This is a genomic window from Allobosea psychrotolerans (assembly GCF_002917105.1).
Classification (GTDB): domain Bacteria; phylum Pseudomonadota; class Alphaproteobacteria; order Rhizobiales; family Beijerinckiaceae; genus Allobosea; species Allobosea psychrotolerans.
On record NZ_PQFZ01000002.1, the window covers coordinates 78,454 to 100,873 of the forward strand.

Below are 22,420 nucleotides of genomic sequence, written 5' to 3' on the forward strand. Positions count from 1 at the left end.
GATGATACCTGCGTGAAGAGAGCTGACAAAACCGAGCTGATGCTGCTGGGCGTGGCCGATATGGCAGCGGCCGATCGCGCGACGATCGCGGCCGGCACGCCGGGGCTCACGCTGATGGAGCGGGCAGGGCGCGCCGTCGCCGACGCGGTCAGTCGCCGCGCTCGCCCCGGCGACGGCGTGCTCGTTCTCTGCGGCCCGGGAAACAATGGCGGCGACGGTTTCGTCGCGGCGCGCTTGCTACGCGAGCGCGGCTTTGACGTCACCGTAGCACTGGCCGGCGAGCGCTCCGCTCTGACGGGCGATGCCGCCGCCATGGCTGCACGGTGGACCGGGTCAATGGCGCCGATCACGGCCATCGTACCGCAGGATCACGCCTTGATCGTCGACGCGCTTTATGGCGCGGGCCTCAACCGGCCCCTGGCCGGCGACGTTGCGGGGCTCGTCGCAGCGGTCAATGCGGCGGACAGGCCGGTGATCGCGGTCGATGTGCCGAGCGGGTTGCCGGGCGATAGCGGCCGGCCCGAGGGCGCGGTCGTACAGGCAGACGAGACCGTGACCTTTTTTCGACTGAAACCCGGCCATCTGCTCGAGCCCGGGCGTGGGCTCTGCGGGGTCGTCACGCTTGCCCAGATCGGCCTGACGCCGGAGACCGTCTTCGGTGCGGGCGGGTTGAAGCCTGCCATGTTCCGCAATGGCCCTGCCTTGTGGCGCGAACTCTGGCCGAGACATCGGCGCGATACGCATAAATACCGCCGCGGCGCCGTTCTCGTCGTGGCTGGCGGATTGTCCGGGGTCGGCGCGCCGCGGCTCGGCGCAAGGGCGGCGCTTCGCATCGGTGCGGGCCTCGTCACCGTGGCTTGTCGTCCCGAGGCCCTGGCCGCCCATGCGGCCCGCGGGCCCGACGCCTTGATGCAGAGGCCGATTCCATCCGAGGCCGCTCTTCGGGACTTGCTTGATGACGGGCGTCTTGGCGCCGTCCTGATCGGACCGGCCCTGGGGCTCGATGCCGAGGCGAGATCTGCGGTGATGGCTGTGCTGCGCGCCGGCACTCCGGCAGTGTTCGATGCGGATGCGTTGACGCTGCTCGCCTCACGGCCGGGATGGCTCCGCCGCCGGCCTAAGCCCTGCGTGCTGACGCCTCATGAAGGCGAATTCGCGCGCTTGTTTGGCAATGACGAGCGGATCGTCACGCAGGCGTCGAAGCTGGAACGGGCGAGGCTGGCCGCAGCCGCCTCGGGAGCGGTCGTCGTGCTGAAGGGGGCCGATACCGTGATTGCCGACCCCGATGGCAGGGCGGCGATCAACGCGACAGGATCCTGGGCGCTGGCGACGGCAGGGGCGGGCGATGTACTGGGCGGCCTCATCGCCGGATTGCTGGCGCAGGGCATGCCGGCCTTCGAGGCGGGTTGCGCTGCAGTCTGGCTGCACGGCAAGGCTGGCGAAGCGCTCGGTCCGGGCCTGATCGCCGACGATCTGCCGGAAGCGATCCCGCCTCTCGTCACCCCCGCCTTGGCAGATGATGACGCCTGAAGGCGTGCCAACCTTCAGGCCCGCCTTCCGAGGAAGGCGGGCCTGCTCAATTATCTCCCGATCATCAGCCCTGATCGAACGCGGCGCCGATCAGTTTCGAAGTTCGATCAGGTGCCGGCATAGGAAACGGCTGGCGCGGCCTGGAGCTGATCCTTGGTCAGGTTGATCTTGCCGTGATCAGGATACATCGCCGGAGCCTTGGCGGCCGGCGGTGTCGAAGCAATGCCGCCTCCCGCCACTCCGCCGGAGCCGCTGCCTGCGCCGCCACTTGGCGACGGAGCAGGCGTTGCGGCGGCCAAGGGCTGGTCGCTCCAACTCACCTGCTCGAAGGGAATGGCGACATCCTTGGCGCCGATGCCGAGGAAACCGCCGACGCCGACAGTGATCATTTCGACCTTGCCGGTCTTGTCGAACAGCAGCTCTGTCACGCCGCCGACCTTCTTGTCGTCGGGGCCGTAGATATTCACGCCGATCAATTTCGAGGCGCGCCACTTCCCCTGGCCGGCGAGATTCTGCTCCGGCGCCTTGGTGCTGCCGGCGGACGGAGCCGGCGCGGAGGTGGACGGCGACGGCGCGTTCGGGCTCGGAGCGCTGGTCTGCGCGATGGCGGTCGCCGCGAGCATGGCGAAACCGATGGACGTCAGAGCGATACGACGCTTGAACATATGAGCCTCCTGTCAGTAACCGCAAGTAGCGGTATGCAGGACAAACGCACGGTCAGCGCATTTGTTCATGGCCCGGTCGGTTAAAAAGCGTTTTCCTGACTCATCTGCCGTTCTGAACGCATCGAGCGCTCGCAGCGCGACACATGGCGCGAGCGCAAACACATGAGGTCACGTCTCAAGAGCCAATATTTTGCCTCAATCTCAGACCGCCAGGAGAAGCTATGCCATCGGCACTTCGCCTTGCCCCTGTGAAAGCTATATGCTCTCGCCGGACGTCGAGCGGAGTGACTGGCCTCGCGATCTCAATTGAGCGGACTGCATTCCATTCGCACCCGCTGGCCTGGCTGCGCAAATGTCTGGCAGGACACGGTGGTCGGCAGCGGCGCGGGAGTCTCCGCGGTCGAGGCCGGAATGAGCTTTGGCTGGGGCGCGACTGGCTTTGGTATGGCGAGACGCGTTGGGGCAGGCTGTGGCTTGCGCGCCTGCAGAGGCTTGGTCGATGGAACGATCATCGGCTGAGGCTCTGTCGCCGGCACGGTTTCCACGACAGCGATCTGAGGTTGCTGCGGCCGCTCTTCCGCTTTGGGTTGCCAAGGCCGCCAGGCGCTCAATTGCGTGAAGGCCTCCATGGTCGGCTTGGTGATCGTTTCCGCGGCCGGAATCGTTTGTCCCATGCATCCCGCGAGAGCCAAACCCGTCAGGCACGCCGCAGTTGCGCGGCTGTTGATGGTCATCATCGTCGCCCCTTCCTGCTACTTCCTCCGCCACTCCAGCGGACTGTAGCCTAAATCGACGACATGCCTGTGTAAATCTGTGGAATTCAGCGTCGCGTGTCGATTTTCCCGGCTTGGCTCAGCGGATAGAAGCACAGCCCCAGTCATATCGCGAGGCGTTAGCGCGACGGTCGCGAAATTCTCAACCTTGGAAATCTGTGCCCCGGCACTCAAATGGGAGGCCGTTTACGTCTGCAATCAGAACGTTGCTGAAGACGCTGGTGAGCGGGGAGGGGATCGAACCCTCGACCACATGATTAAAAGTCACGTGCTCTACCACTGAGCTACCCGCCCTCACCGGTGCGCTGACATAGGCAGGCGTCGCGCGCGGGTCAACATTGTTCGTAAGGCCGCTTCTGTGGCAGAAGCGCGCCGGAGGTTCGCAATGTTCGTTTTGCCCAGGTTCGCCGCAACGGGAGACGTCGGTCACGATGCCGTTTGGACCTGACGTTGCGAGAGCCGGCGCGCCAGAGGTGCAACGCCCCGCCTGGCCGGTGTGGACAGCGGCGTTTCTGGCCTCGGCCCTCGTGCTGGGCGGAGTGTTGTTCGGTTTCGTCGTGGCGCTCGATCCATTCGGGCTGCGGGTGCGGGCCGGCGTACCCGCACGACCGCTCATGGATCTCAACCAGCGCTATATGTATCCGCAGCTCGTGCGCTCGGGCGCGTTCGATTCGGGGGTCCTCGGCACCTCGACCATGCGCCTGCTTGATCCCGCGATTCTGTCGCGCTCGATCGGCGGCCACTTCGCCAATCTCGCGATGAATGCGGCCACGCCCTGGGAGCAGGTGCAAATGGCCGACCTGTTTGCGCGCACGATCAAGGCTCCGAAAGCCGTGATCTGGGGGCTGGACCTGACCTGGTGCGAAGGCGATGCGACCGCGCCGGCCAAACGCCTGACGCCGCGGCCGTTTCCGCCCTGGCTCTATGACGACGCAAGCTGGGCCGACGCGCCGAGGCAGCTGAACCTGACGACGCTCGAGATCTCGGCGCGGCTGCTCGCGCACAGGCTCGGTTACCTGCCTGCACGCATCCGCGGCGATGGCTACGAGGTCTTCACGCCGCCCGAGGCGAGTTACGATCTGGCGCGGGCGCGAAGCCATCTTTATGCCGACAATCACGGCCTTGCGCCGGATTTGACGCCGCTGTCGCCGCCTGCGCCCGTCAGCGAGACCGAGCGCCAGGGTTGGCGCTTTCCGGCCCTGGCCTGGCTCGACGAGGCCTTGTCCCTGTTTCCCGCCGACACCTCGAAGCTGATCGTGCTGCCGCCGACGCATGTCGTCGCTCGCCCGCGCGAAGGCACTGTCGCCGCGCAGCGCTACAACGCTTGCAAGGCCGCCCTGCATGGGCTCGCGGCGCGCCAGAGGGCAACCATTGTCGACTATGCGCATGGCTCGGCCGTTACACAGATCGACGAGAATTACTGGGACCCGCTGCATTTCAGGCTGCCGATCGCCCGGCGCGTCGAGGCTGATCTGGCGACCGTCTCGCATGGCGAGGCTCTTGCACCCGATGGCGCCGCCTGGGTCTCGCGACCTCCGCGTTAACCCGTCGGAAACCAACGCAGCCTAGCCTGTCGGAATGGTTATTCGTCGCGGTGTCAGATCCGTCCTCGTCACGCTTGCGCTCTATCTCGTCTCGGGCGCGGTGGTGAGCTACTTCCTGTTCCACGCCCAGCATGGCGCGCGCGGCCTGGAGGCGCGCGACACCTTGCAGGGAACCTTGCGCGGGATGGAGGCGGAGCTCGCCGCTCTGACCGTCGAGCGAAAAAGCTGGGAGCAGCGCCTGTCGCTGGTTCGCGACGAAGCGGTCGATCGCGACCTGCTTGAGGAGATGGCACGCAGCACGCTCGGCCGCGTTCACAAGAACGACGTCATCCTGATGGGGCGCTGAGGCCCGCAGACGCCGGCAAATAGTCCCCGGCACATCGATTAACTGGATTCCAGTTATTTTTTAAAAGGAATGCAACTACAATAGCTTAGGCAATGCTGCAGTGCGAGATGGCTCCCTCGCCAAGGGTTTTGCGATCCTCTACAACCAAGGTTGAATGACCCTGGAGGACCGCTGATGGCCGTTGCCGCGCGTAAGACGAAAGCTCCCGCTCAACCCAAGGCCGCCGCGAAGACTGCGGCCAAGACGGGCTCCGCCAAGGCAGGAGCCGACAAGGGAGCGTCCAAGGCGCTCAGCAACATGCCGACCTTCGACAAGGCGGAAGAGCTTCACGCCTATCGCGAGATGCTGCTGATCCGCCGCTTCGAGGAAAAGGCCGGCCAGATGTACGGCATGGGCCTGATCGGCGGCTTCTGCCACCTCTATATCGGGCAGGAAGCCGTCGTCATCGGCATGCAGATGGCCTCCAAGGAGGGCGATCAGGTCATCACCGGCTATCGCGACCACGGCCATATGCTGGCATGCGGCATGGAATCGCGTGGCGTGATGGCGGAATTGACCGGACGCCAGGGCGGCTATTCCCGCGGCAAGGGCGGCTCGATGCACATGTTCTCCCGCGAGAAGAATTTCTATGGCGGCCACGGCATCGTCGGCGCGCAGGTCTCGCTCGGGACCGGCCTGGGCTTCGCCAACTGGTATCGCGATGACGGGCGGGTCTCGTTCGCCTATTTCGGCGATGGCGCGGCCAACCAGGGCCAGGTCTATGAGAGCTTCAACATGGCCCAGCTTTGGAAGCTGCCGGTCGTGTATGTGATCGAGAACAACCGCTACGCCATGGGCACCTCGGTCAGCCGCGCCTCGGCGCAGACCGATTTCTCGCGGCGCGGCCTGTCCTTCGGCATTCCCGGCGAGCAGGTCGACGGCATGGATGTGCGCGCCGTGCGCGCTGCCGCCGAGCGCGCCATTGAGCACGCGCGCTCCGGCCAGGGGCCCTATATCCTGGAAATGCAGACCTATCGCTACCGCGGCCATTCGATGTCCGACCCGGCGAAGTACCGCTCCAAGGACGAAGTCCAGCGCATGCGCGAGGAGCACGATCCGATCGAGCAGGTGAGGGGGCGTCTGACCCGCGATTTCAAGGTCAGCGAGGACGAGCTCAAGGCGATCGACGCCAAGGTCCGCGAGATCGTCAACGACGCGGCCGAATTCGCGACGCACGATCCCGAGCCCGATGTCTCCGAGCTCTGGACCGACATCACGCTGGAGACGGCGCGCGCCTGAGCGGCGCGCCCGCTTCCGCAGGCCTTGCGGCCTTAATCCCAATCCCCGCGTCTTTCAGAAATCCGGGTGCGTTCATGCCGATCGACATTCTCATGCCTGCTCTTTCGCCGACGATGGAGCAGGGCAAGCTCTCCAAATGGCTGAAAGCCGAAGGCGATACGGTCAAGGCCGGCGACATCATCGCCGAGATCGAGACCGACAAGGCGACGATGGAGGTCGAGGCCGTCGATGAAGGCATCCTGGCCAAGATCCTGATCGCTGACGGCACCGAGAACGTCGCGGTCAACACGCCGATCGGGGTGATTGCGGCCGAAGGCGAGGATGTCAGCGCGGCGAGCAAGCCGGCCGTTGCCAAGCCCGCCGAGAAGCCCGTCGAGCCCGAAGCCAAGGCTGCGCCGGCGCCGATAGCCTCCGCGCCGCAGAGCGTACCGGCTCAGGCGAAGTCCTATGACGCTTCCTCCGAATTCCCGGCAGGTGCCGAGGTCGCGACCATGACGGTGCGCGAAGCCTTGCGCGATGCCATGGCCGAGGAAATGCGCCGCGACGGTGATGTCTTCGTCATGGGCGAGGAGGTCGCGGAATATCAGGGCGCCTACAAGGTCACCCAGGGGCTGCTGCAGGAATTCGGCGCCAAGCGCGTCATCGATACGCCGATCACCGAGCACGGCTTCGCCGGTATCGGCGTCGGCGCGGCGCTGACCGGCCTGAAGCCGATCGTCGAGTTCATGACCTTCAACTTCGCCATGCAGGCGATCGACCAGATCATCAACTCTGCCGCCAAGACGCTCTACATGTCGGGCGGCCAGATGGGTTGCCCGATCGTCTTCCGCGGCCCCAACGGCGCGGCCGCCCGCGTCGGCGCCCAGCACAGCCACGATTATGCCGCCTGGTATTCGAACGTGCCCGGCCTCAAGGTGGTGATGCCCTACAGCGCCTCGGATGCGAAGGGTCTGCTCAAGAGCGCGATCCGCGATCCGAACCCTGTCATCTTCCTCGAGAACGAGATCCTCTACGGCCGGACCTTCGAGGTTCCCAAGAGCGATGATTTTCTGGTCCCGATCGGCAAGGCCAAGGTCGTGCGCCCGGGCACGGACGTCACCATCGTCTCCTTCGGCATCGGCATGACCTATGCGCTGGGCGCAGCCGAAGCGCTCGCCAAGGAGGGCATCGAGGCCGAGGTCATCGATCTGCGCACGATCCGGCCGATGGACATCGAGACGGTCGTCGCCTCCGTGCAGAAGACCAATCGCTGCGTCGCGGTCGAGGAGGGGTTCCCGCAGTCGGGCGTCACCGCCGAGATCGGCATGCGCATCATGGAGGCGGCGTTCGATTATCTCGACGCGCCGGTCGCCCGCGTCACCGGCAAGGACGTGCCGATGCCTTACGCGGCGAACCTCGAAAAGCTCGCCTTGCCGAATATCGGCGAGGTCGTCGCTGCGGCCAAAGCCGTTTGCTACCGCTGAGAAGGGGCTGACCGATGCCAACCAACATCCTGATGCCCGCGCTCTCTCCCACTATGGAGAAGGGCAATCTCGCCAAATGGCTGAAGAAGGAAGGCGACACGATCAAGTCCGGCGACATCATCGCCGAGATCGAGACCGACAAGGCGACCATGGAGGTCGAGGCCGTCGATGAGGGCATCCTGGCCAAGATCCTGGTGCCGGACGGCACGGCCGACGTCGCCGTCAACGAGATCATCGGCGTGATCGCGGCCGAGGGCGAGGATGTGAAGGCGGCTGCCGCTCCGGCCAAGGCCGAAGCTCCCAAGGCCGAGGCCGCGCCCAAGGCAGCGGCTCCCACGCCGGCCGCCGAGGCGCCCAAGGCGAGCGAAGCCCCCAAGGCCGCCGCTGCTCCGACAGCCTCGACCAGCGGCGAGCGCCCCTTCGCCTCGCCGCTCGCCAAGCGTCTCGCCAAGGAAGCCGGCCTCGATCTCGGAAAGATCCAGGGCTCGGGTCCGCATGGCCGCATCGTCGAGAAGGACATCGAGGCTGCGAAGGCAGGCGGAGCCGCCAAGGCCGCGCCGGCCGCTGCTCCCGCGGCCGCGCCCAAGCCGGCTGCCGCGCCGCTTGCTGCGGGTATGTCCGACGAGGCGGTCAAGAAGCTGTTCGCACCGGATTCCTACGAGGAAGTGCCCCATGACGGCATGCGCAAGACGATCGCGCGCCGCCTGCTGGAATCCAAGCAGACGATCCCGCATTTCTACCTGACGATCGATTGCGAGCTCGACGCGCTGCTCAAGCTGCGCGCCGAACTCAACGCAGCCGCGCCCGAGAAGGACGGCAAGCCGGCCTACAAGCTCTCGGTCAACGACATGGTGATCAAGGCGCTGGCTCTGGCGCTGCGTGCGGTGCCCGAGGCCAATGTGAGCTGGACCGAGAACACCATGCTCAAGCACAAGCATGCCGATGTCGGCGTCGCAGTCTCGATCCCCGGCGGGCTGATCACGCCGGTGATCAACGACGCCTGCCACAAGACGCTCTCGCAGATCTCCAACGAGATGAAGGACCTCGCGGCCCGCGCCAAGAACCGCAAGCTGAAGCCCGAAGAGTATCAGGGCGGCACCACGGCGGTCTCGAATCTCGGCATGTTCGGCGTCAAGGACTTCGCGGCGATCGTGAACCCGCCGCATGCGACGATCCTGGCCGTCGGCGCCGGCGAGCAGCGCGCTGTCGTCAAGGGCGGACAGCTTGCGGTCGCGACCGTGATGTCGGTGACGCTCTCGACCGACCACCGTGCGGTGGACGGCGCGCTCGGAGCCGAACTGATGCAGGCCTTCAAGGGCTATATCGAGAAGCCCATGGCGATGCTGGTTTGATGGGAGCCTGACCATGGCTGACTATGACGTCATCATCATCGGCTCCGGCCCCGGCGGCTATGTCGCGGCCATCCGTGCGGCGCAGCTTGGCTTCAAGACCGCGATCGTCGAGCGCGAGCATCTTGCCGGCATTTGCTCGAACTGGGGCTGCATCCCGACCAAGGCGCTGCTGCGCTCGGCCGAGATCCTGCATTACGGCCAGCACGCCAAGGACTACGGGTTGAAGCTGGAAGGCACCTTCACGGCCGATCTCGCCGCCGTGGTGGCACGTTCGCGCGGCATCGCTGCGCGCATGAACAACGGCGTCCAGTTCCTGATGAAGAAGAACAAGGTCGATGTGATCTGGGGCGAGGCAAAGCTCACCAAGCCAGGAACGATCGCGGTCGCGCCGACGAAGAAGCCCGCCATGCAGCCGCAGGTGCCGCCGCCCAAGGGAGCCAAGGGCGAGGGCACCTATACCGCCGACCACATCATCGTGGCGACCGGCGCGCGGCCGCGGGCGCTGCCCGGCATCGAGCCCGACGGCAAGCTGATCTGGACTTATTTCGAGTCGATGGTGCCGGCAAAAATGCCGAAATCACTGCTCGTGATGGGCTCGGGCGCGATCGGCATCGAATTCGCCTCGTTCTACCGGACGATGGGCGTCGAGGTCACCGTCGTCGAGGTGATGCCGCAGGTCGTGCCGGTCGAGGATGCCGAGATCGGCGCCTTCGCGCGCAAAGCCTTCGAGAAGCAGGGCATGAAGATCCTGACCGGCGCCAAGGTCACCAAGGTCGAGAAGGGCGCCGACAGCATCACCGCCCATATCGAGGACGAGAAGGGCGGCAAGCAGACCATCACGGCAGATCGGATGATCTCGGCCGTCGGCGTCGTCGGCAATATCGAGAATCTGGGCCTGGAAGCGCTCGGCGTGAAGACCGATCGCGGCTGCATCGTCATCGACGATTACTGCCGCACCAATGTGAAGGGCGTCTATGCGATCGGCGACGTCGCCGGGCCGCCGATGCTGGCGCACAAGGCCGAGCATGAGGCGGTGATCTGCGTCGAGGCGATCAAGGGGCTGCATCCGCACGCGATGGACAAGCTGATGATCCCGGGCTGCACCTATTGCCATCCGCAGATCGCCAGCGTCGGCCTGACCGAGGCCAAGGCGAAGGCGGCCGGCTATGAGCTCAAGGTCGGGCGCTTCCCCTTCGTCGCCAACGGCAAGGCGGTGGCGCTGGGCGAAGACAGCGGTCTGGTCAAGACGATCTTCGACGCCAAGACCGGCAAGCTTCTCGGCGCCCATATGGTCGGCGCTGAGGTGACTGAACTGATCCAGGGCTTTGTCGTGGCCATGAACCTCGAGACGACCGAGGAAGAATTGATGCACTCCATCTTCCCGCATCCGACGATCTCGGAGACGATGAAGGAGAGCGTGCTCGATGCTTATGGCAAAGTGCTGAACGCGTGACCGGAACGAAGATCGAAGCGCGCGTTCACGCATCTTGTGGAGATGCCGGCCAATAACGGACCGGTAGGGGCAGGAAACTCGTCATGGACACGCGTTCGATCATCGTCGCTATCGTCATCGGTCTTGTCGCAGGCTGGCTCGCCAGCATCGTCGTGGGCGGCGGCGGGCTGATCCGCTACATCATCACCGGCCTGATCGGCGCCTTTGTCGGCAGCTTCCTGCTCTCGGCTTTGGGCATCAATCTCGGCATCGGCAATCCGCTCGTATCGCAGATCATCACGGCGACGATCGGCGCGATCGTGGTGGTCCTGCTGGCGCGGCTGATCGCCTGATATCGAGCTCGATTCCGCAATCCGCTCGATGCGAGAGGGGCCATCGCGGCAATGACCACCCGCCCGCGCAAACCCCGTGGTCCCGAGCGGGCCGCCCCAGACGATAAAGTCGAGATCCTGCCGCCTGGTGGCGGCCTGATGCTCGACTGGCGCATGTTGGCGCCGACGATCGCCTTGGGTACCGTCACGGGCTTCGTGGCGAGCCTGATCGTGGGCGGTGGCGGGTTGCTCCGCCACGCCGTGGTGGGCGTGCTCGGCATGCTCGTCGGACAGGGACTGGTGCGGTTGACCGGCTGGCGCCTGCGTACCGGCCATGGTTTTCTCGACGAGATGGCCATGGCTGTATTGGGTGCAATTCTTGTGGTTCTTCTGGCGCGCTTTATCGCGTGACGGCAAATAATAACCTGAGTTGGTTCCGTTTCTGCCCTGTTTCACAATGAAATGAAAGGTCAAGGACGATGGAATCCTTCAATGCCGCCATGTCGGCGCAGCCGGGCTACGGCTTCTTCGCCACGATCTTCATCGGCCTTCTTGCCGGCTGGGTCGCGGAGCGGATTACGTCTTCGAACCATGGCATCCTGACCAATATGCTGGTCGGCGTCGCCGGCTCTTTCCTAGGCAGCCGGCTGGCGGAATTGCTCGATATCCCGATCTTCGGCTTCTTTCGCACCCTCGTCGCCGCGATCGCGGGCGCGGTCATCGTCATTGTGGTCTGGAACGCCCTGCGCAAGCCGGTAGCCTGACGCGACATCGGCTCCTGTTGTCGTCCGCCTCAAGGCGGATTAGCTAGAGGGCAGGCGGGGGCGTTGGCCTCGGCCTGCCACATATATGGAAGTTTTTGAGCATGGCGCTCGTTCTCGATCTGCTGAACCGCGATCCGCGACCCAATATCGGCAATCCCAAGACGGAGGCTTCACCGCCGGCTGCGGAACTGCGCCATCCCGAGAAGCAGAAGCGGCCCGAGAATCCGATCCTGCGCAAGCCGGATTGGATCAGGGTCAAGGCACCGGGCTCGCCGAAATGGGCCGAGACCCAGAAGATCGTCAAGGAAAACAAGCTCGTCACGGTCTGCGAGGAGGCCGGCTGCCCGAATATCGGTGAGTGCTGGGAGAAAAAGCACGCCACCTTCATGATCATGGGCGACACCTGCACGCGGGCCTGCGCCTTCTGCAACGTCAAGACCGGCGTGCCGCAGCCTCTCGACCAGGATGAGCCGCAGAAGGTGGCGCAGGCCGTCGCCAAGCTCGGGCTGGAGCATGTCGTCATCACCTCGGTCGATCGCGACGATCTCAAGGATGGCGGAGCCGAGCATTTCGCGCGCGTCATCCGCGCGATCCGCGAGGCTTCGCCAGCTACGACGATCGAAATCCTGACGCCGGACTTCCTGCGCAAGCCCGGCGCGCTGGAGGTCGTCGTTGCAGCCAAGCCCGATGTCTTCAACCACAATCTCGAGACCGTGCCCGGCAAATACCTGACCGTGCGGCCGGGCGCGCGCTATTTCCATTCGCTGCGTCTGCTCCAGAGGGTGAAGGAGCTTGACCCGACGATCTTCACCAAATCCGGCATCATGGTCGGCCTGGGCGAGGAGCGGAATGAGATCCTCCAGTTGATGGACGATCTGCGCTCGGCCGATGTCGACTTCATCACCATCGGCCAGTATCTCGCGCCGTCGCGCAGGCACCATGCGGTGATCCGCTTCGTCACGCCCGAGGAATTCAAGGGATTCGAGGCCATCGCCTATGTGAAGGGCTTCCTGATGGTGTCCTCGACGCCGCTGACGCGCTCCTCGCATCATGCCGGCGAGGATTTCGCCAAGTTGCGCGCCGCGCGCTCCGCGAAGCTCGGCTGAGGACGCCCAGACCGTCATGCCGATGTTCAACAACACCCGCCGGGTGAAGCACTCGCCCGAGCAGATGTTCGCGCTCGTCGCCGATGTCGAAAAATATCCGGAGTTCCTGCCGCTCTGCGAGGGGCTGACGGTGCGCAAGCGGACGCCGCGCGAGGGCGGCGGCGAGGTCCTGCTCGCCGATATGAGCGTCGGCTATAAGGCGATCCGCGAAACCTTCACCAGCAGGGTGACGCTCGACCCGATCAATCTCAAGATCCTGGTCGAATATGTCGACGGGCCGTTCCGCTATCTGGAGAATCGCTGGACCTTCAAGCCGGGCGAGGGCGGCTGCGAGGTCGGCTTCTTCATCTCCTACGAATTCGCTAGCCGCATGCTTGGCCTGCTGATGGGCGCGATGTTCGACAAGGCCTTCCGTAAATTCGCCGAAGCTTTCGAACGCCGGGCGGACGTCGTCTATGGGCGAGGCAAGCCGGCGTTGCCCGCAGCCGAGGTCTGAGATCGCGTCAGATCGCCTCGCGCGCGGCTTCGCGCAACATCTCGAGCGCGGTGACGACCGTCAGACGGCGAATCTCGTCGCGCGACAGAGGCCCGAAACGCTGTTCGCGATGAACCGTCGCATGGCCTCCGGCACAAGCGAAATGCACCAATCCCACGGGCTTTTCCGCGCTGCCGCCACCGGGGCCGGCCACGCCTGTGACGGCGATGGCGAGATTGGCGGCAAGCCGCATCCAGCCGCCCTCGGCCATGGCGCGCGCGACCGGCTCGCTGACCGCGCCATGGGCTTCGATCAATTCGACCGGCACGCCCGCGAGCACGCTCTTGGCCGCGTTGGAATAGGTCACCAGCCCGCCATTGACGACATCCGAGGAACCGGGGATCGCGGTCAGCGCGCCGGCGATGAGCCCGCCCGTGCAGGATTCGACGGTCGCGACGGTGAGCCCGGCCTTGCGACAGGTGTCGAGAACCTCGGTTGCCAGCTTGGTGATCTCGGCGTCGAACATGGCTTTACTCCGGTTCCGGCAAGCGGATCGTCGCGGTCGCCAGGGCAGCCAGGCCTTCTCCGCGCCCGGTGAAGCCCATGCGCTCGGAGGTCGTCGCCTTGATGGCGACCTGATCGATGCGGATCGCCGCCGCGGCGGCGATCGCGGCGCGGATCGCTTCGCGATGCGGGCCGACCTTGGGCGCCTCGCAGACGATGGTGAGATCGAGGAAGTCGATGCGCCCGCCGCGCCGCCTGACGCGCCCGGCTGCGAAGGCCAGGAACTGTGTGGAGGCTGCGCCCTTCCATTGCGGGTCGCTGGGCGGGAAATGCGTGCCGATATCGCCCTCCGCCAAAGCGCCGAGAAGCGCATCCGTCAAGGCATGCAGCGCGACATCGCCATCGGAATGGGCCAGCACACCGCGATCATGAGCGATGCGGACTCCGCCGAGCCAGACATGGTCACCATCGCCAAAGGCGTGGACGTCATAGCCGGTGGCAACGCGCACATGGAGAGGCGCACCCTCGGCGCGATCGAAGTCTTGCGGATGGGTGAGCTTCACGTTGGCCGGGTCTCCGGGAAAGGTCTTCACAGGATGCCCGGCCCATTCCATCAAAGCCGCATCGTCGGTGAAGCCCGACAGGCCGGCGGCGCCGGCGGCTTCGTGCGCGGCCAGCAGAGCCTCGAAGTGGAACCCCTGAGGCGTCTGCACGCTGACGAGCGTATCGCGGGGCGGAGTCTCGGCGACGCGACCATCGCTACCGAGGCGCTTGATCGTGTCCGTCACCGGCAAAGCGGGGATGGCCGCGATCTCGCTTTGGAGCGCGCCGACCGCGCGGTGCATGAGTGCGGCGGTGACGAACGGGCGGGCGGCGTCATGGACCAGCACGATGCCGTCGAAGCCGCTGGCGGCAAGTGCTTGCAGGCCCAGGCGCACGGAATCCTGGCGTGTCTCTCCCCCCTGCACCGGCGGGAGCAATTTTCCCACCGGCAGATCGGCGACGGCGTGGGCATAGCGTGCCTCATCGCCGGGCCCGATGACGACCATGACATGATTGATCGCAGCGTCAGCCAAAAAAGGCGTCAGGGCCTGCGCAAGAACTGGCCGGCCCGCAAGGGCACGGTATTGCTTGGGCAGGTCACCGCCGGCCCGCGACCCGCGCCCGGCGGCGACGATCAGGGCGGCGACGGCTGAGCGGCGGCTGCTTGTTTCTGTAAGCACGAGCAATGGTCCAGCAGGGGCAATGGTCCAGCAGGGATTGGGTGATAGTGGCACGGCGCGCAATCGCCAAGTCCGCAGGCGAGATGCTCCGTATGCCCATGCGACAGAGGTGCGGCGATGATGCGCTGCAATATGTTTCGAGACCTCTTGCGCTCTCGCAGCAATGTCCAATAAATATGCATAATGGAAGTTGCCTCAAATTCGAGCGCGGACGTAGCAACCCTGCCGGACGTCGCCCCGGTGTCGCGCGCTTTCCTGGCGCCGATGTCGGGCGTCACCGACATCGTGATGCGTCGGATCGCAGCGCGTCATGGCGCGGGCCTCGTCGTCTCCGAGATGGTCGCCTCCGACGAGTTCGTCAGGGGTAGCGAGGAGGCGCGCATCCGCGCCGAAGGAGCCGGGGTCTCTCCCCATGTCGTCCAGCTCGCCGGCTGCGATCCGCATTGGCTAGGCGAAGCGGCGCGGCTGGCTGAGGCGAACGGCGCGGCCATCGTCGATATCAACATGGGCTGCCCGGCCAAGAAGGTTACGGGCGGCTGGGCCGGCTCGGCGCTAATGCGCGATCTCGACCATGCGATCGCGCTCGTCGAAGCCGCGGTAAAGGCCGTGAGCGTGCCTGTCACGGTCAAGATGCGGCTGGGCTGGGATGATGCCTCGCGCAACGCGCCGGAATTGGCGCGCCGCGCCGTCGCATCGGGCGCATCGATGATCACTGTGCATGGCCGGACCCGACAGCAATTCTACAAGGGCGTTGCCGATTGGGGCGCTATCCGGGCAGTGCGCGAGCAGGGCGACTTTCCGCTTGTCGCCAATGGCGACATCCATGACGAGGATGATGCGCGCAAGTGCCTTGCCCAATCGGGGGCTGATTTCGTGATGGTCGGCCGCGCCGCGCTCGGCAGGCCATGGCTGGTCGGCGAGATCGGCGCTGCGCTTGCCGGGCGGGCGGTCCCGCCGCTCGGCCTCAGCCAGAAATTCGCTGTCGCGCGCGACCATTATGACGGGCTGCTCAGCCTGATGGGCATCGCCCATGGGGTGCGCCATGCCCGCAAGCATCTGGCTGCCTACGCCGACGAGGCCGTTGCAAGCGGCGGCCTGCCCGATCCCGAACAGCGGCGCGCGCTCCTGACCTCCGACGATCCGCATCTGGTGCTCGGGGCATTGACGCGACTGTTTTCTCCCGAGCTCAGCCGCGCTGCGGCCTGACCGAAAGGTGTTGCGTATGGCGATGGCGTTTTTCGATGGCGGTGGACGGGGCAGGGACGATTTCCTGCTCGATCCGATCGAGATGCAGGCCCTCAACGTGCTGCCGATGCCGGTCGTCGTGATCGGCGAGGGCCACGGCGTCCTCTACGCCAACACGGCCGCCGAGGACTTCTTCCAGTCCAGTGCCGTTGTGCTGAAGCGGCAGCGCATCGACGATCTGATCGCTTTCGGCTCACCGGTGCTGGCGCTGGTAGAGGAGGTGCAACGGCGCGGAGCGAGCGTCAGCGAATATCGGCTCGACCTCGGCTCGCCCCGTCTCGGCGTCGATCGCGTGGTCGATGTCTTTGCCTCTCCTTTGTCCAGCCAGAGCGATGCCGTCGTGCTCATGCTGCAAGAACGGACAATTGCTGAAAAAATGGACAGACAGCTGACCCACAGAGGGGCAGCACGTTCGATCACCGCGCTGGGGGCCATGCTGGCCCATGAGATCAAGAACCCGCTATCGGGAATTCGCGGCGCGGCGCAGCTGCTTGAGGCCTCGGTACCCGACAGCGAACGCATGCTGACGCAGTTGATCTGCGACGAGACCGACCGGATCGTGAAGCTCGTGGAACGGGTCGAGCTCTTCGGCGACGAGCGTCCGAGCGAGCGCGATGCCGTCAATGTGCATGACGTGCTCGACCATGTGAAACGACTGGCGCAATCGGGCTTTGCGCGCCACATCCGCTTCAACGAGGTCTACGATCCGTCCTTGCCGCCAGTGGCGGGCAATCGCGATCAGCTCGTTCAGGTCCTTCTGAACTTGATGAAGAACGCAGCCGAAGCCATTGGAATGCAAGCGATCGATGGCGAGATCACGCTGACGACCGCCTACCGGCCAGGCATCCGGATGCAGCTTGCCGGATCGCCGGGCCGGATCGCCCTGCCGCTCGAGATCGGCATCCGCGACAACGGACCGGGCGTGCCTTCGGACCTGCTGCCGCATCTGTTCGATCCCTTCGTCACCACCAAGGCGCAAGGCAGTGGCCTTGGACTTGCACTCGTTGCCAAGGTGATCGGCGATCATGGCGGAATCGTCGAATGCGAATCCGTTCCTCGCCGCACCACGTTTCGAATTCTGCTGCCTCTGCACCAGCCCCGGGCGCGGCAGACAGTTTAAGGCCTACAGGACCACAGTGAATGCCGACCGGTAACATTCTCGTCGCGGACGACGACGCCGCGATCCGCACCGTCCTCAATCAAGCCCTGGCTCGGGCCGGATATGAGGTGCGGACCACCGGCCAGGCGGCGACGCTCTGGACCTGGGCCGCGCAGGGCCTCGGCGATCTCATCATCACCGATGTGGTGATGCCCGACGGCAACGCCTTCGACCTGCTGCCGCGCATCAAGCGGGTGCGCCCCGAGCTGCCGATCATCGTGATGAGCGCGCAGAACACCTTCATGACGGCGATCAAGGCCTCCGAGCGCGGCGCCTATGAGTATCTGCCCAAGCCCTTCGACCTGAAGGAGCTCGTCGCCATCGTCGGGCGCGCCCTGTCGCGGCCGCGCGGCGATGGGGGCAGGGCCAATGCGGCCGAGCCCGACGATATTCCCCTGATCGGCCGCTCGCCGGCGATGCAGGACGTCTACCGCGCGCTTGCCCGACTGATGCCGATCGACCTCACCGTAATGATCAACGGCGAGTCCGGCACCGGCAAGGAGCTGGTCGCGCGGGCGCTGCACGATTACGGCAAGCGCAAGAACGGTCCGTTCGTGGCGATCAACATGGCCGCGATCCCGAAGGACCTGATCGAATCCGAATTGTTCGGCCATGAGAAGGGCGCCTTCACCGGCGCGTTGACACGCTCGTCCGGCCGCTTCGAGCAGGCCGAGGGCGGCACACTCTTCCTCGACGAGATCGGCGACATGCCGATGGAGGCTCAAACGCGCCTGCTGCGCGTGCTGCAGCAGGGCGAATACACCACCGTCGGCGGCCGGACGCCGATAAAGACCAATGTCCGCATCGTGGCCGCGACCAACAAGGATCTGCGCATCTCGATCGCGCAGGGGCTGTTCCGCGAGGATCTGTTCTTCCGGCTCAACGTGGTGCCGATCCGCCTGCCGCCCCTGCGCGAGCGCGTCGAGGATATTCCGGATCTGGCGCGCCATTTCTTCTCGCTGGTCGAGAAGGAGGGACTGCCGCACAAGCAGATCGATTCGGAAGCGATGGACGTGATGCGGCGCTATCGCTGGCCCGGCAACGTCCGCGAGCTCGAAAATCTCGTCCGCAGGCTTGCCGCGCTCTATCCGCAGGAGACGATCACGGCGCCGATCGTCGATGCGGAGCTCCAGCCGGCTTCGCCGACGACGAGCTTCTCGGGTGGAACCGCGCCCGAGCGGGCCGAGACGCTGTCGGGCTCGGTCGAGCGCCATCTCAACCAGTATTTCGGCGGCTTCGGCGACAATATCCCGCCGCCTGGCCTGTATCACCGCATTCTGCGCGAGGTCGAGCCGCCTTTGATCGCTGCGGCCCTGGCCGCGACGCGGGGCAACCAGATCCGTGCCGCCGAATTACTCGGCCTGAATCGCAATACGCTGCGCAAGAAGATCCGCGAATTGGACATGCAGGTCGTGCGCTCGCCGCGCTGAGGCTTATGCAAGGGCGGCCGCGCCGCCTTTCATATGTCGCATTTTGACAACACCGTTGCGGCGGCGCATCTATGCCGCCTGCAAGCTTGGATGTCCGTCCGCGCTTGCTGCACCGGAGTTGTCGAAGACCGTGTCAGCCTCGATCAGCGATGTCAGAATCATGCCGCGTGGGGAGGACCCGCCACGCCGTGTGTCGGGCTGGCTCGGCGCGGTCGTCGTCGTTTTCGCGCTTGTCTCGGCGCTCGTCACCTTCCTGGTACTGTCAGGCGTCACGCCGATTGCCCCGGTCCATGAGGTGGTCGTCGGCGTCTTCATCCTCAATGCCCTGCTGATCCTGCTGCTGCTCGTCATCGTCGCTTTCGAGACGGCGGTGTTGATCCGGGCGCGGCGCGCCGGCGCTGCCGCAGCCGGCCTGCACGTCAGAATCGTCGGTCTTTTCAGCATCATTGCGACATTGCCTGCGATTCTGGTCGCGGTGATCGCGACCGTGACCATCGAGCGCGGGCTGGAGCCCTGGTTCTCCGACCGGATGCGCGACGCCATCTTCAAATCGGTCGAGGTCGCCGATGCCTACGCGGCGGGGCAGTGCAAGTCGCTGGGGCGCGAGATCCGGATCTTCGCCGACGACCTGGCACGCGCGAAGCCTGCCTTCGATGTCGACCGCAAATGGTTCGAGAACTTCCTGACGGCGCGGGCGACCGCGCTCGGCGTGCCGGTGGCGGCGATCATGAGCCCGCCCGACAAGGTTCTGGTGCGGGCGAATATCGACATTCTGCGCGATGCGCCCAAGCCGGACCAGGCTGCCTTCGACGATGCGCAATCGGCCCCGGAGCCGATCTGCGTCGTGCCCGAGACCAGCCGGATCTTTGGCGCGCTCGTCAAATTGCCGGCCTATGACAACGGTTTTCTCTATATCGCCCGCGAGGTCGATCCGCTCGCGGTCGAGTTTCCCGCCGTCGCGCGCGGAGCGGCGGTCGAATATCTCGCCATCGACGCCCGGCGTAAGGGCGTGCAGATCGCCTTCGCCTCGATGTACGGGCTGATCGCGGTCATCCTGCTGCTCTCGGCGATCTGGCTCGGGCTCAGCTTCGCCAACGGCCTCGTCGCGCCGATTCGGCGGATGATCCATGCGACCGACCAGGTCTCCAGCGGCAATTTCTATGTCCAGGTGCCGATCCGGCGATCGGAGGGGGATCTTGCCCATCTCGGCGAGACCTTCAACAAGATGACGGCGGAGCTGCGCCGGCAGCGCGACGGCCTGGTGACCGCGAGCGAGGTGATCGACCGACGACGACGCTTCACCGAGACGGTTCTGTCGGGCGTGTCTTCGGGCGTCGTTGGTCTCGATGGCGACGGCCATATCACCATCATCAACCGCTCCGCCGAGGGGCTGCTCGGCACGGGTGGGCGGGTCTTCGGCGAGCCGATCGCACAGGTCGCTCCCGAGATCGCCGCCTTCGTCGGCGATGCGCTGCACGGCCGCCAGCGGCAGAGCGCAGGCCAGGTCGCGATCACGCGAGCCGGGCGCGATCGGATGGTCAATGTCCGGGCCGTTCGCGAAGGCGAGGGGACGGGCGCCGGGCTCGTGGTGACGCTCGACGACATCACCGATCTGGTCTCGGCGCAGCGCACGGCCGCCTGGGCCGATGTCGCGCGCCGCATCGCCCATGAGATCAAGAACCCGCTGACGCCGATCCAGCTCTCGGCCGAGCGCATTCGCCGCAAATTCGGCCGCGTCATCGTCGAGGACAAGGAGATCTTCGATCAGTGCACCGCCACCATTGTCCGCCAGGTCGAGGATATCCGGCGCATGGTCGATGAATTCTCCTCGTTCGCGCGCATGCCCAAGCCATCGCTGTCGCGCGACGATATCGTCGAGACGGTGCGCCAGATCATCTTCCTGATGCGGGTTGGCAACCCCGAGCTGACGATTTCGGAGAACTTGCCGGCGACGCCCGTGTTGGCCCAGTTCGACCGCCGATTGATCTCGCAGGCACTCACCAATGTGATCAAGAACGCGACGGAGGCGATCGAGGCCGTGCCGATGGAGGAGCGTGGCCCCGGCCAGATCGAGGTCGCGTTCGCGCGTCATGAGGATGGCCGGATCGTCATCGACGTGGTCGACAACGGCAAGGGCCTCCCGGCCGACCAGCGCCAGAAGCTGCTGGAGCCCTATATGACGACGCGCGAGGGCGGCACCGGGTTGGGACTGGCGATCGTGGGCAAGATTCTGGAGGACCATGGCGGCGGGATCGAGCTTCTCGACCGGCCCGACGCTGCGGAAGGACGGCGCGGAGCGCGCGTCCGGCTCTGGTTCCCCGAAACCGGTCCCGCTGAGGATCCGGACAACGAGACTGCGAATGGCCGCGATACGAACGCGCCCGACGCCCGAGACAAGCGAAATGGAATTGCCGTATGAGCGCCGATATTCTGGTTGTCGATGATGAAGTCGATATTCGCGAGCTGGTGGCCGGCCTGCTTGAGGACGAGGGCTACCGCACGCGCAAGGCAGGCTCCGCCGATGAGGCGCTCGCGGCGATCGCGGCGCGCAGGCCCAACCTCGTCTTCCTCGACATCTGGCTGCAAGGCAGTCGGCTCGACGGTCTGCAGGTGCTCGAGCTGATCAAGGAGAGCCATCCCGATCTCGCGGTGGTGATGATCTCGGGCCATGGCAACATCGAGACGGCGGTCTCGGCGATCAAGAGCGGCGCCTATGACTTCATCGAGAAGCCGTTCAAGGCCGACCGACTCGTGCTGGTCGCGGAACGGGCGCTCGAGGCCTCTCGGCTCAGGCGCGAGGTCCGCGAGCTGAAGAAGGGCTCGGTGCAGGCGAGCCGGATCGTCGGCCACTCGACCGTGGTCAATCAGTTGCGCCAGACGATCGAGCGCGTCGCCCCCACCAATGCCCGCGTGCTGATCAGCGGCGAGCCGGGCTGCGGCAAGGAATTGACGGCGCGCACGCTGCACGAAGCGTCGAGCCGCTCTTCGGCGCCGTTCATCGTCATCAATGCGGCAACGATCACGCCCGACACGATGGAGGAGGAACTCTTCGGCGTCGAGGGCGGAGAAGGCCGCACACGCCGCGTCGGCGCGCTCGAGGAGGCGCATGGCGGCTCGCTCTACATCGACGAGATCGGCGATATGCCGCGCGAGACGCAAAACCGCATCCTGCGCGTGCTGGTCGACCAGAATTTTCAGCGCGTCGGCGGCGCAACGCGCGTGCATGTCGATGTGCGGATCATTTCCTCGACCAGCCGCGATCTGGCTCAGCTGATCAGCGAGGGGCAATTCCGTGAAGATCTCTATCACCGCCTCAGCGTCGTGCCGGTCAAGGTGCCGGCGCTGTCGGAGCGGCGCGAGGACGTCCCGGAACTGATCGAGTTCTTCATGGACCAGATCTCGGTCGCGACCGGCCTGCCGAAGCGGCGCATCGGCTCGGACGCGATGGCCGTGCTGCAGTCGCATGAATGGCCAGGTAACGTCCGCGAGCTGCGCAACAATGTCGAGCGATTGATGATCCTGACCAAGGGCGATCCGACGGCGGACGTCACGGTCGAGATGCTGCCGGCCGAGGTCGGCGCCATGGTGCCGACGACGCCGTCCGGCTCGGGCGGCGAACGGCTGATGAGCCTGCCGCTGCGCGATGCGCGCGAGATCTTCGAGCGCGAATATCTGATCGCCCAGATCGCCCGCTTTTCCGGCAATATCTCGCGAACCGCCGAGTTCATCGGGATGGAGCGCTCGGCCTTGCATCGCAAGCTGAAGTCGCTCGGGGTCGGTTAAGCGGCGGCTAAGCGCT

21 protein-coding genes and 1 tRNA gene are annotated in these 22,420 nt (G+C 65.5%); 17 read left to right on the plus strand and 5 right to left on the minus strand.

Annotated features, from left to right (window positions below):
* Positions 1-39 precede the first annotated feature (39 nt).
* On the plus strand, positions 40-1,530 hold the full coding sequence (locus tag CYD53_RS03405; protein ID WP_103716747.1) for an NAD(P)H-hydrate dehydratase: 1,491 nt from the start codon (positions 40-42) through the stop codon (positions 1,528-1,530).
* A gap of 107 nt (positions 1,531-1,637) precedes the next feature.
* Here the strand turns inward: CYD53_RS03405 and CYD53_RS03410 are convergent, their stop codons facing one another.
* The 3 genes from CYD53_RS03410 to CYD53_RS03420 all read right to left on the minus strand — a co-directional run bounded on the left by CYD53_RS03410 (position 1,638) and on the right by CYD53_RS03420 (position 3,262).
* Positions 1,638-2,195, minus strand: coding sequence for a PRC-barrel domain-containing protein (locus CYD53_RS03410; protein ID WP_103716748.1), 558 nt, complete (start codon positions 2,193-2,195; stop codon positions 1,638-1,640).
* A 302-nt stretch (positions 2,196-2,497) separates the two neighbouring features.
* Entirely contained in the window at positions 2,498-2,932 is a 435-nt protein-coding gene (locus CYD53_RS03415) for a hypothetical protein (RefSeq protein WP_103716749.1), read from the minus strand.
* A 255-nt stretch (positions 2,933-3,187) separates the two neighbouring features.
* A tRNA-Lys gene (locus CYD53_RS03420) sits at positions 3,188-3,262 on the minus strand.
* 179 nt (positions 3,263-3,441) lie between these two features.
* On the opposite strand from CYD53_RS03420, the gene CYD53_RS03425 reads away from it, so the two are divergent.
* From CYD53_RS03425 to CYD53_RS03475, 11 genes are all read left to right on the plus strand, one after another.
* The gene (locus CYD53_RS03425) at positions 3,442-4,512 is read left to right on the plus strand and encodes a hypothetical protein (RefSeq protein WP_103716750.1); all 1,071 of its coding nucleotides are present in this window, start codon (positions 3,442-3,444) and stop codon (positions 4,510-4,512) included.
* Positions 4,513-4,546: 34 nt separating this feature from the next.
* Positions 4,547-4,858 carry an FtsB family cell division protein gene (locus tag CYD53_RS03430; protein ID WP_103716751.1) on the plus strand — a complete coding sequence of 104 codons (312 nt, stop codon included), beginning with the start codon at positions 4,547-4,549 and terminating at the stop codon, positions 4,856-4,858.
* A 174-nt stretch (positions 4,859-5,032) separates the two neighbouring features.
* A complete protein-coding gene (gene pdhA, locus CYD53_RS03435) occupies positions 5,033-6,136 on the plus strand; it encodes a pyruvate dehydrogenase (acetyl-transferring) E1 component subunit alpha (protein ID WP_103716752.1) in 1,104 nt (367 codons plus the stop codon).
* Between the two features lie 74 nt (positions 6,137-6,210).
* Entirely contained in the window at positions 6,211-7,599 is a 1,389-nt protein-coding gene (locus CYD53_RS03440) for a pyruvate dehydrogenase complex E1 component subunit beta (RefSeq protein WP_103716753.1), read from the plus strand.
* Between the two features lie 14 nt (positions 7,600-7,613).
* Positions 7,614-8,951, plus strand: coding sequence for a pyruvate dehydrogenase complex dihydrolipoamide acetyltransferase (locus CYD53_RS03445; RefSeq protein ID WP_103716754.1), 1,338 nt, complete (start codon positions 7,614-7,616; stop codon positions 8,949-8,951).
* 13 nt (positions 8,952-8,964) lie between these two features.
* A complete protein-coding gene (lpdA, locus tag CYD53_RS03450; protein WP_103716755.1) occupies positions 8,965-10,404 on the plus strand; it encodes a dihydrolipoyl dehydrogenase in 1,440 nt (479 codons plus the stop codon).
* A gap of 83 nt (positions 10,405-10,487) precedes the next feature.
* Positions 10,488-10,736, plus strand: a complete 249-nt coding sequence (locus CYD53_RS03455) for a GlsB/YeaQ/YmgE family stress response membrane protein (protein WP_069691545.1) — start codon at positions 10,488-10,490, stop codon at positions 10,734-10,736.
* Positions 10,737-10,787: 51 nt separating this feature from the next.
* Positions 10,788-11,126: a GlsB/YeaQ/YmgE family stress response membrane protein gene (locus CYD53_RS03460; protein ID WP_245928068.1), complete on the plus strand. Its 339-nt coding sequence runs from the start codon at positions 10,788-10,790 to the stop codon at positions 11,124-11,126.
* A gap of 68 nt (positions 11,127-11,194) precedes the next feature.
* A complete protein-coding gene (locus tag CYD53_RS03465) occupies positions 11,195-11,479 on the plus strand; it encodes a GlsB/YeaQ/YmgE family stress response membrane protein (protein ID WP_103716757.1) in 285 nt (94 codons plus the stop codon).
* A 101-nt stretch (positions 11,480-11,580) separates the two neighbouring features.
* Positions 11,581-12,585: a lipoyl synthase gene (gene lipA / locus CYD53_RS03470; RefSeq protein WP_103716758.1), complete on the plus strand. Its 1,005-nt coding sequence runs from the start codon at positions 11,581-11,583 to the stop codon at positions 12,583-12,585.
* Between the two features lie 16 nt (positions 12,586-12,601).
* On the plus strand, positions 12,602-13,081 hold the full coding sequence (locus CYD53_RS03475) for a type II toxin-antitoxin system RatA family toxin (protein WP_103716759.1): 480 nt from the start codon (positions 12,602-12,604) through the stop codon (positions 13,079-13,081).
* A 7-nt stretch (positions 13,082-13,088) separates the two neighbouring features.
* Here the strand turns inward: CYD53_RS03475 and CYD53_RS03480 are convergent, their stop codons facing one another.
* Together CYD53_RS03480 and CYD53_RS03485 are read right to left on the minus strand one after the other, a co-directional pair.
* Positions 13,089-13,586 (minus strand): CinA family protein, encoded by a 498-nt coding sequence (locus CYD53_RS03480; protein WP_103716760.1) that lies wholly within the window; start codon positions 13,584-13,586, stop codon positions 13,089-13,091.
* 4 nt (positions 13,587-13,590) lie between these two features.
* Positions 13,591-14,787: a bifunctional 2-C-methyl-D-erythritol 4-phosphate cytidylyltransferase/2-C-methyl-D-erythritol 2,4-cyclodiphosphate synthase gene (locus tag CYD53_RS03485; protein ID WP_181011700.1), complete on the minus strand. Its 1,197-nt coding sequence runs from the start codon at positions 14,785-14,787 to the stop codon at positions 13,591-13,593.
* Positions 14,788-14,970: 183 nt separating this feature from the next.
* Between CYD53_RS03485 and dusB the strand changes: the two genes are divergently transcribed.
* From dusB to ntrX, 5 genes are all read left to right on the plus strand, one after another.
* Positions 14,971-15,993: a tRNA dihydrouridine synthase DusB gene (dusB, locus tag CYD53_RS03490; protein ID WP_103716762.1), complete on the plus strand. Its 1,023-nt coding sequence runs from the start codon at positions 14,971-14,973 to the stop codon at positions 15,991-15,993.
* Positions 15,994-16,075: 82 nt separating this feature from the next.
* On the plus strand, positions 16,076-17,152 hold the full coding sequence (locus CYD53_RS03495) for a two-component system sensor histidine kinase NtrB (RefSeq protein WP_103717086.1): 1,077 nt from the start codon (positions 16,076-16,078) through the stop codon (positions 17,150-17,152).
* A gap of 20 nt (positions 17,153-17,172) precedes the next feature.
* The gene (ntrC, locus tag CYD53_RS03500) at positions 17,173-18,621 is read left to right on the plus strand and encodes a nitrogen regulation protein NR(I) (protein ID WP_103716763.1); all 1,449 of its coding nucleotides are present in this window, start codon (positions 17,173-17,175) and stop codon (positions 18,619-18,621) included.
* A gap of 160 nt (positions 18,622-18,781) precedes the next feature.
* Positions 18,782-21,040: a sensor histidine kinase NtrY-like gene (locus CYD53_RS03505; protein WP_103717087.1), complete on the plus strand. Its 2,259-nt coding sequence runs from the start codon at positions 18,782-18,784 to the stop codon at positions 21,038-21,040.
* Complete coding sequence (ntrX, locus tag CYD53_RS03510) at positions 21,037-22,404, plus strand: nitrogen assimilation response regulator NtrX (RefSeq protein WP_103716764.1); 1,368 nt, start codon at positions 21,037-21,039, stop codon at positions 22,402-22,404. Before CYD53_RS03505 ends, ntrX begins: the two co-directional genes overlap by 4 nt.
* Positions 22,405-22,420: the final 16 nt, after the last annotated feature.

Bases quoted from the DNA above. Each gene is read 5' to 3' on its own strand.
- CYD53_RS03405 (WP_103716747.1), top strand. From the start codon at position 40: ATGCTGCTGGGCGTGGCCGATATGGCAGCGGCCGATCGCGCGACGATC.
- CYD53_RS03410 (WP_103716748.1), bottom strand. From the start codon at position 2,195: ATGTTCAAGCGTCGTATCGCTCTGACGTCCATCGGTTTCGCCATGCTC.
- CYD53_RS03415 (WP_103716749.1), bottom strand. From the start codon at position 2,932: ATGATGACCATCAACAGCCGCGCAACTGCGGCGTGCCTGACGGGTTTG.
- CYD53_RS03430 (WP_103716751.1), top strand. From the start codon at position 4,547: ATGGTTATTCGTCGCGGTGTCAGATCCGTCCTCGTCACGCTTGCGCTC.
- pdhA (WP_103716752.1), top strand. From the start codon at position 5,033: ATGGCCGTTGCCGCGCGTAAGACGAAAGCTCCCGCTCAACCCAAGGCC.
- CYD53_RS03440 (WP_103716753.1), top strand. From the start codon at position 6,211: ATGCCGATCGACATTCTCATGCCTGCTCTTTCGCCGACGATGGAGCAG.
- CYD53_RS03445 (WP_103716754.1), top strand. From the start codon at position 7,614: ATGCCAACCAACATCCTGATGCCCGCGCTCTCTCCCACTATGGAGAAG.
- lpdA (WP_103716755.1), top strand. From the start codon at position 8,965: ATGGCTGACTATGACGTCATCATCATCGGCTCCGGCCCCGGCGGCTAT.
- CYD53_RS03455 (WP_069691545.1), top strand. From the start codon at position 10,488: ATGGACACGCGTTCGATCATCGTCGCTATCGTCATCGGTCTTGTCGCA.
- CYD53_RS03460 (WP_245928068.1), top strand. From the start codon at position 10,788: ATGACCACCCGCCCGCGCAAACCCCGTGGTCCCGAGCGGGCCGCCCCA.
- CYD53_RS03465 (WP_103716757.1), top strand. From the start codon at position 11,195: ATGGAATCCTTCAATGCCGCCATGTCGGCGCAGCCGGGCTACGGCTTC.
- lipA (WP_103716758.1), top strand. From the start codon at position 11,581: ATGGCGCTCGTTCTCGATCTGCTGAACCGCGATCCGCGACCCAATATC.
- CYD53_RS03475 (WP_103716759.1), top strand. From the start codon at position 12,602: ATGCCGATGTTCAACAACACCCGCCGGGTGAAGCACTCGCCCGAGCAG.
- CYD53_RS03480 (WP_103716760.1), bottom strand. From the start codon at position 13,586: ATGTTCGACGCCGAGATCACCAAGCTGGCAACCGAGGTTCTCGACACC.
- dusB (WP_103716762.1), top strand. From the start codon at position 14,971: ATGGAAGTTGCCTCAAATTCGAGCGCGGACGTAGCAACCCTGCCGGAC.
- CYD53_RS03495 (WP_103717086.1), top strand. From the start codon at position 16,076: ATGCAGGCCCTCAACGTGCTGCCGATGCCGGTCGTCGTGATCGGCGAG.
- ntrC (WP_103716763.1), top strand. From the start codon at position 17,173: ATGCCGACCGGTAACATTCTCGTCGCGGACGACGACGCCGCGATCCGC.
- CYD53_RS03505 (WP_103717087.1), top strand. From the start codon at position 18,782: ATGCCGCGTGGGGAGGACCCGCCACGCCGTGTGTCGGGCTGGCTCGGC.
- ntrX (WP_103716764.1), top strand. From the start codon at position 21,037: ATGAGCGCCGATATTCTGGTTGTCGATGATGAAGTCGATATTCGCGAG.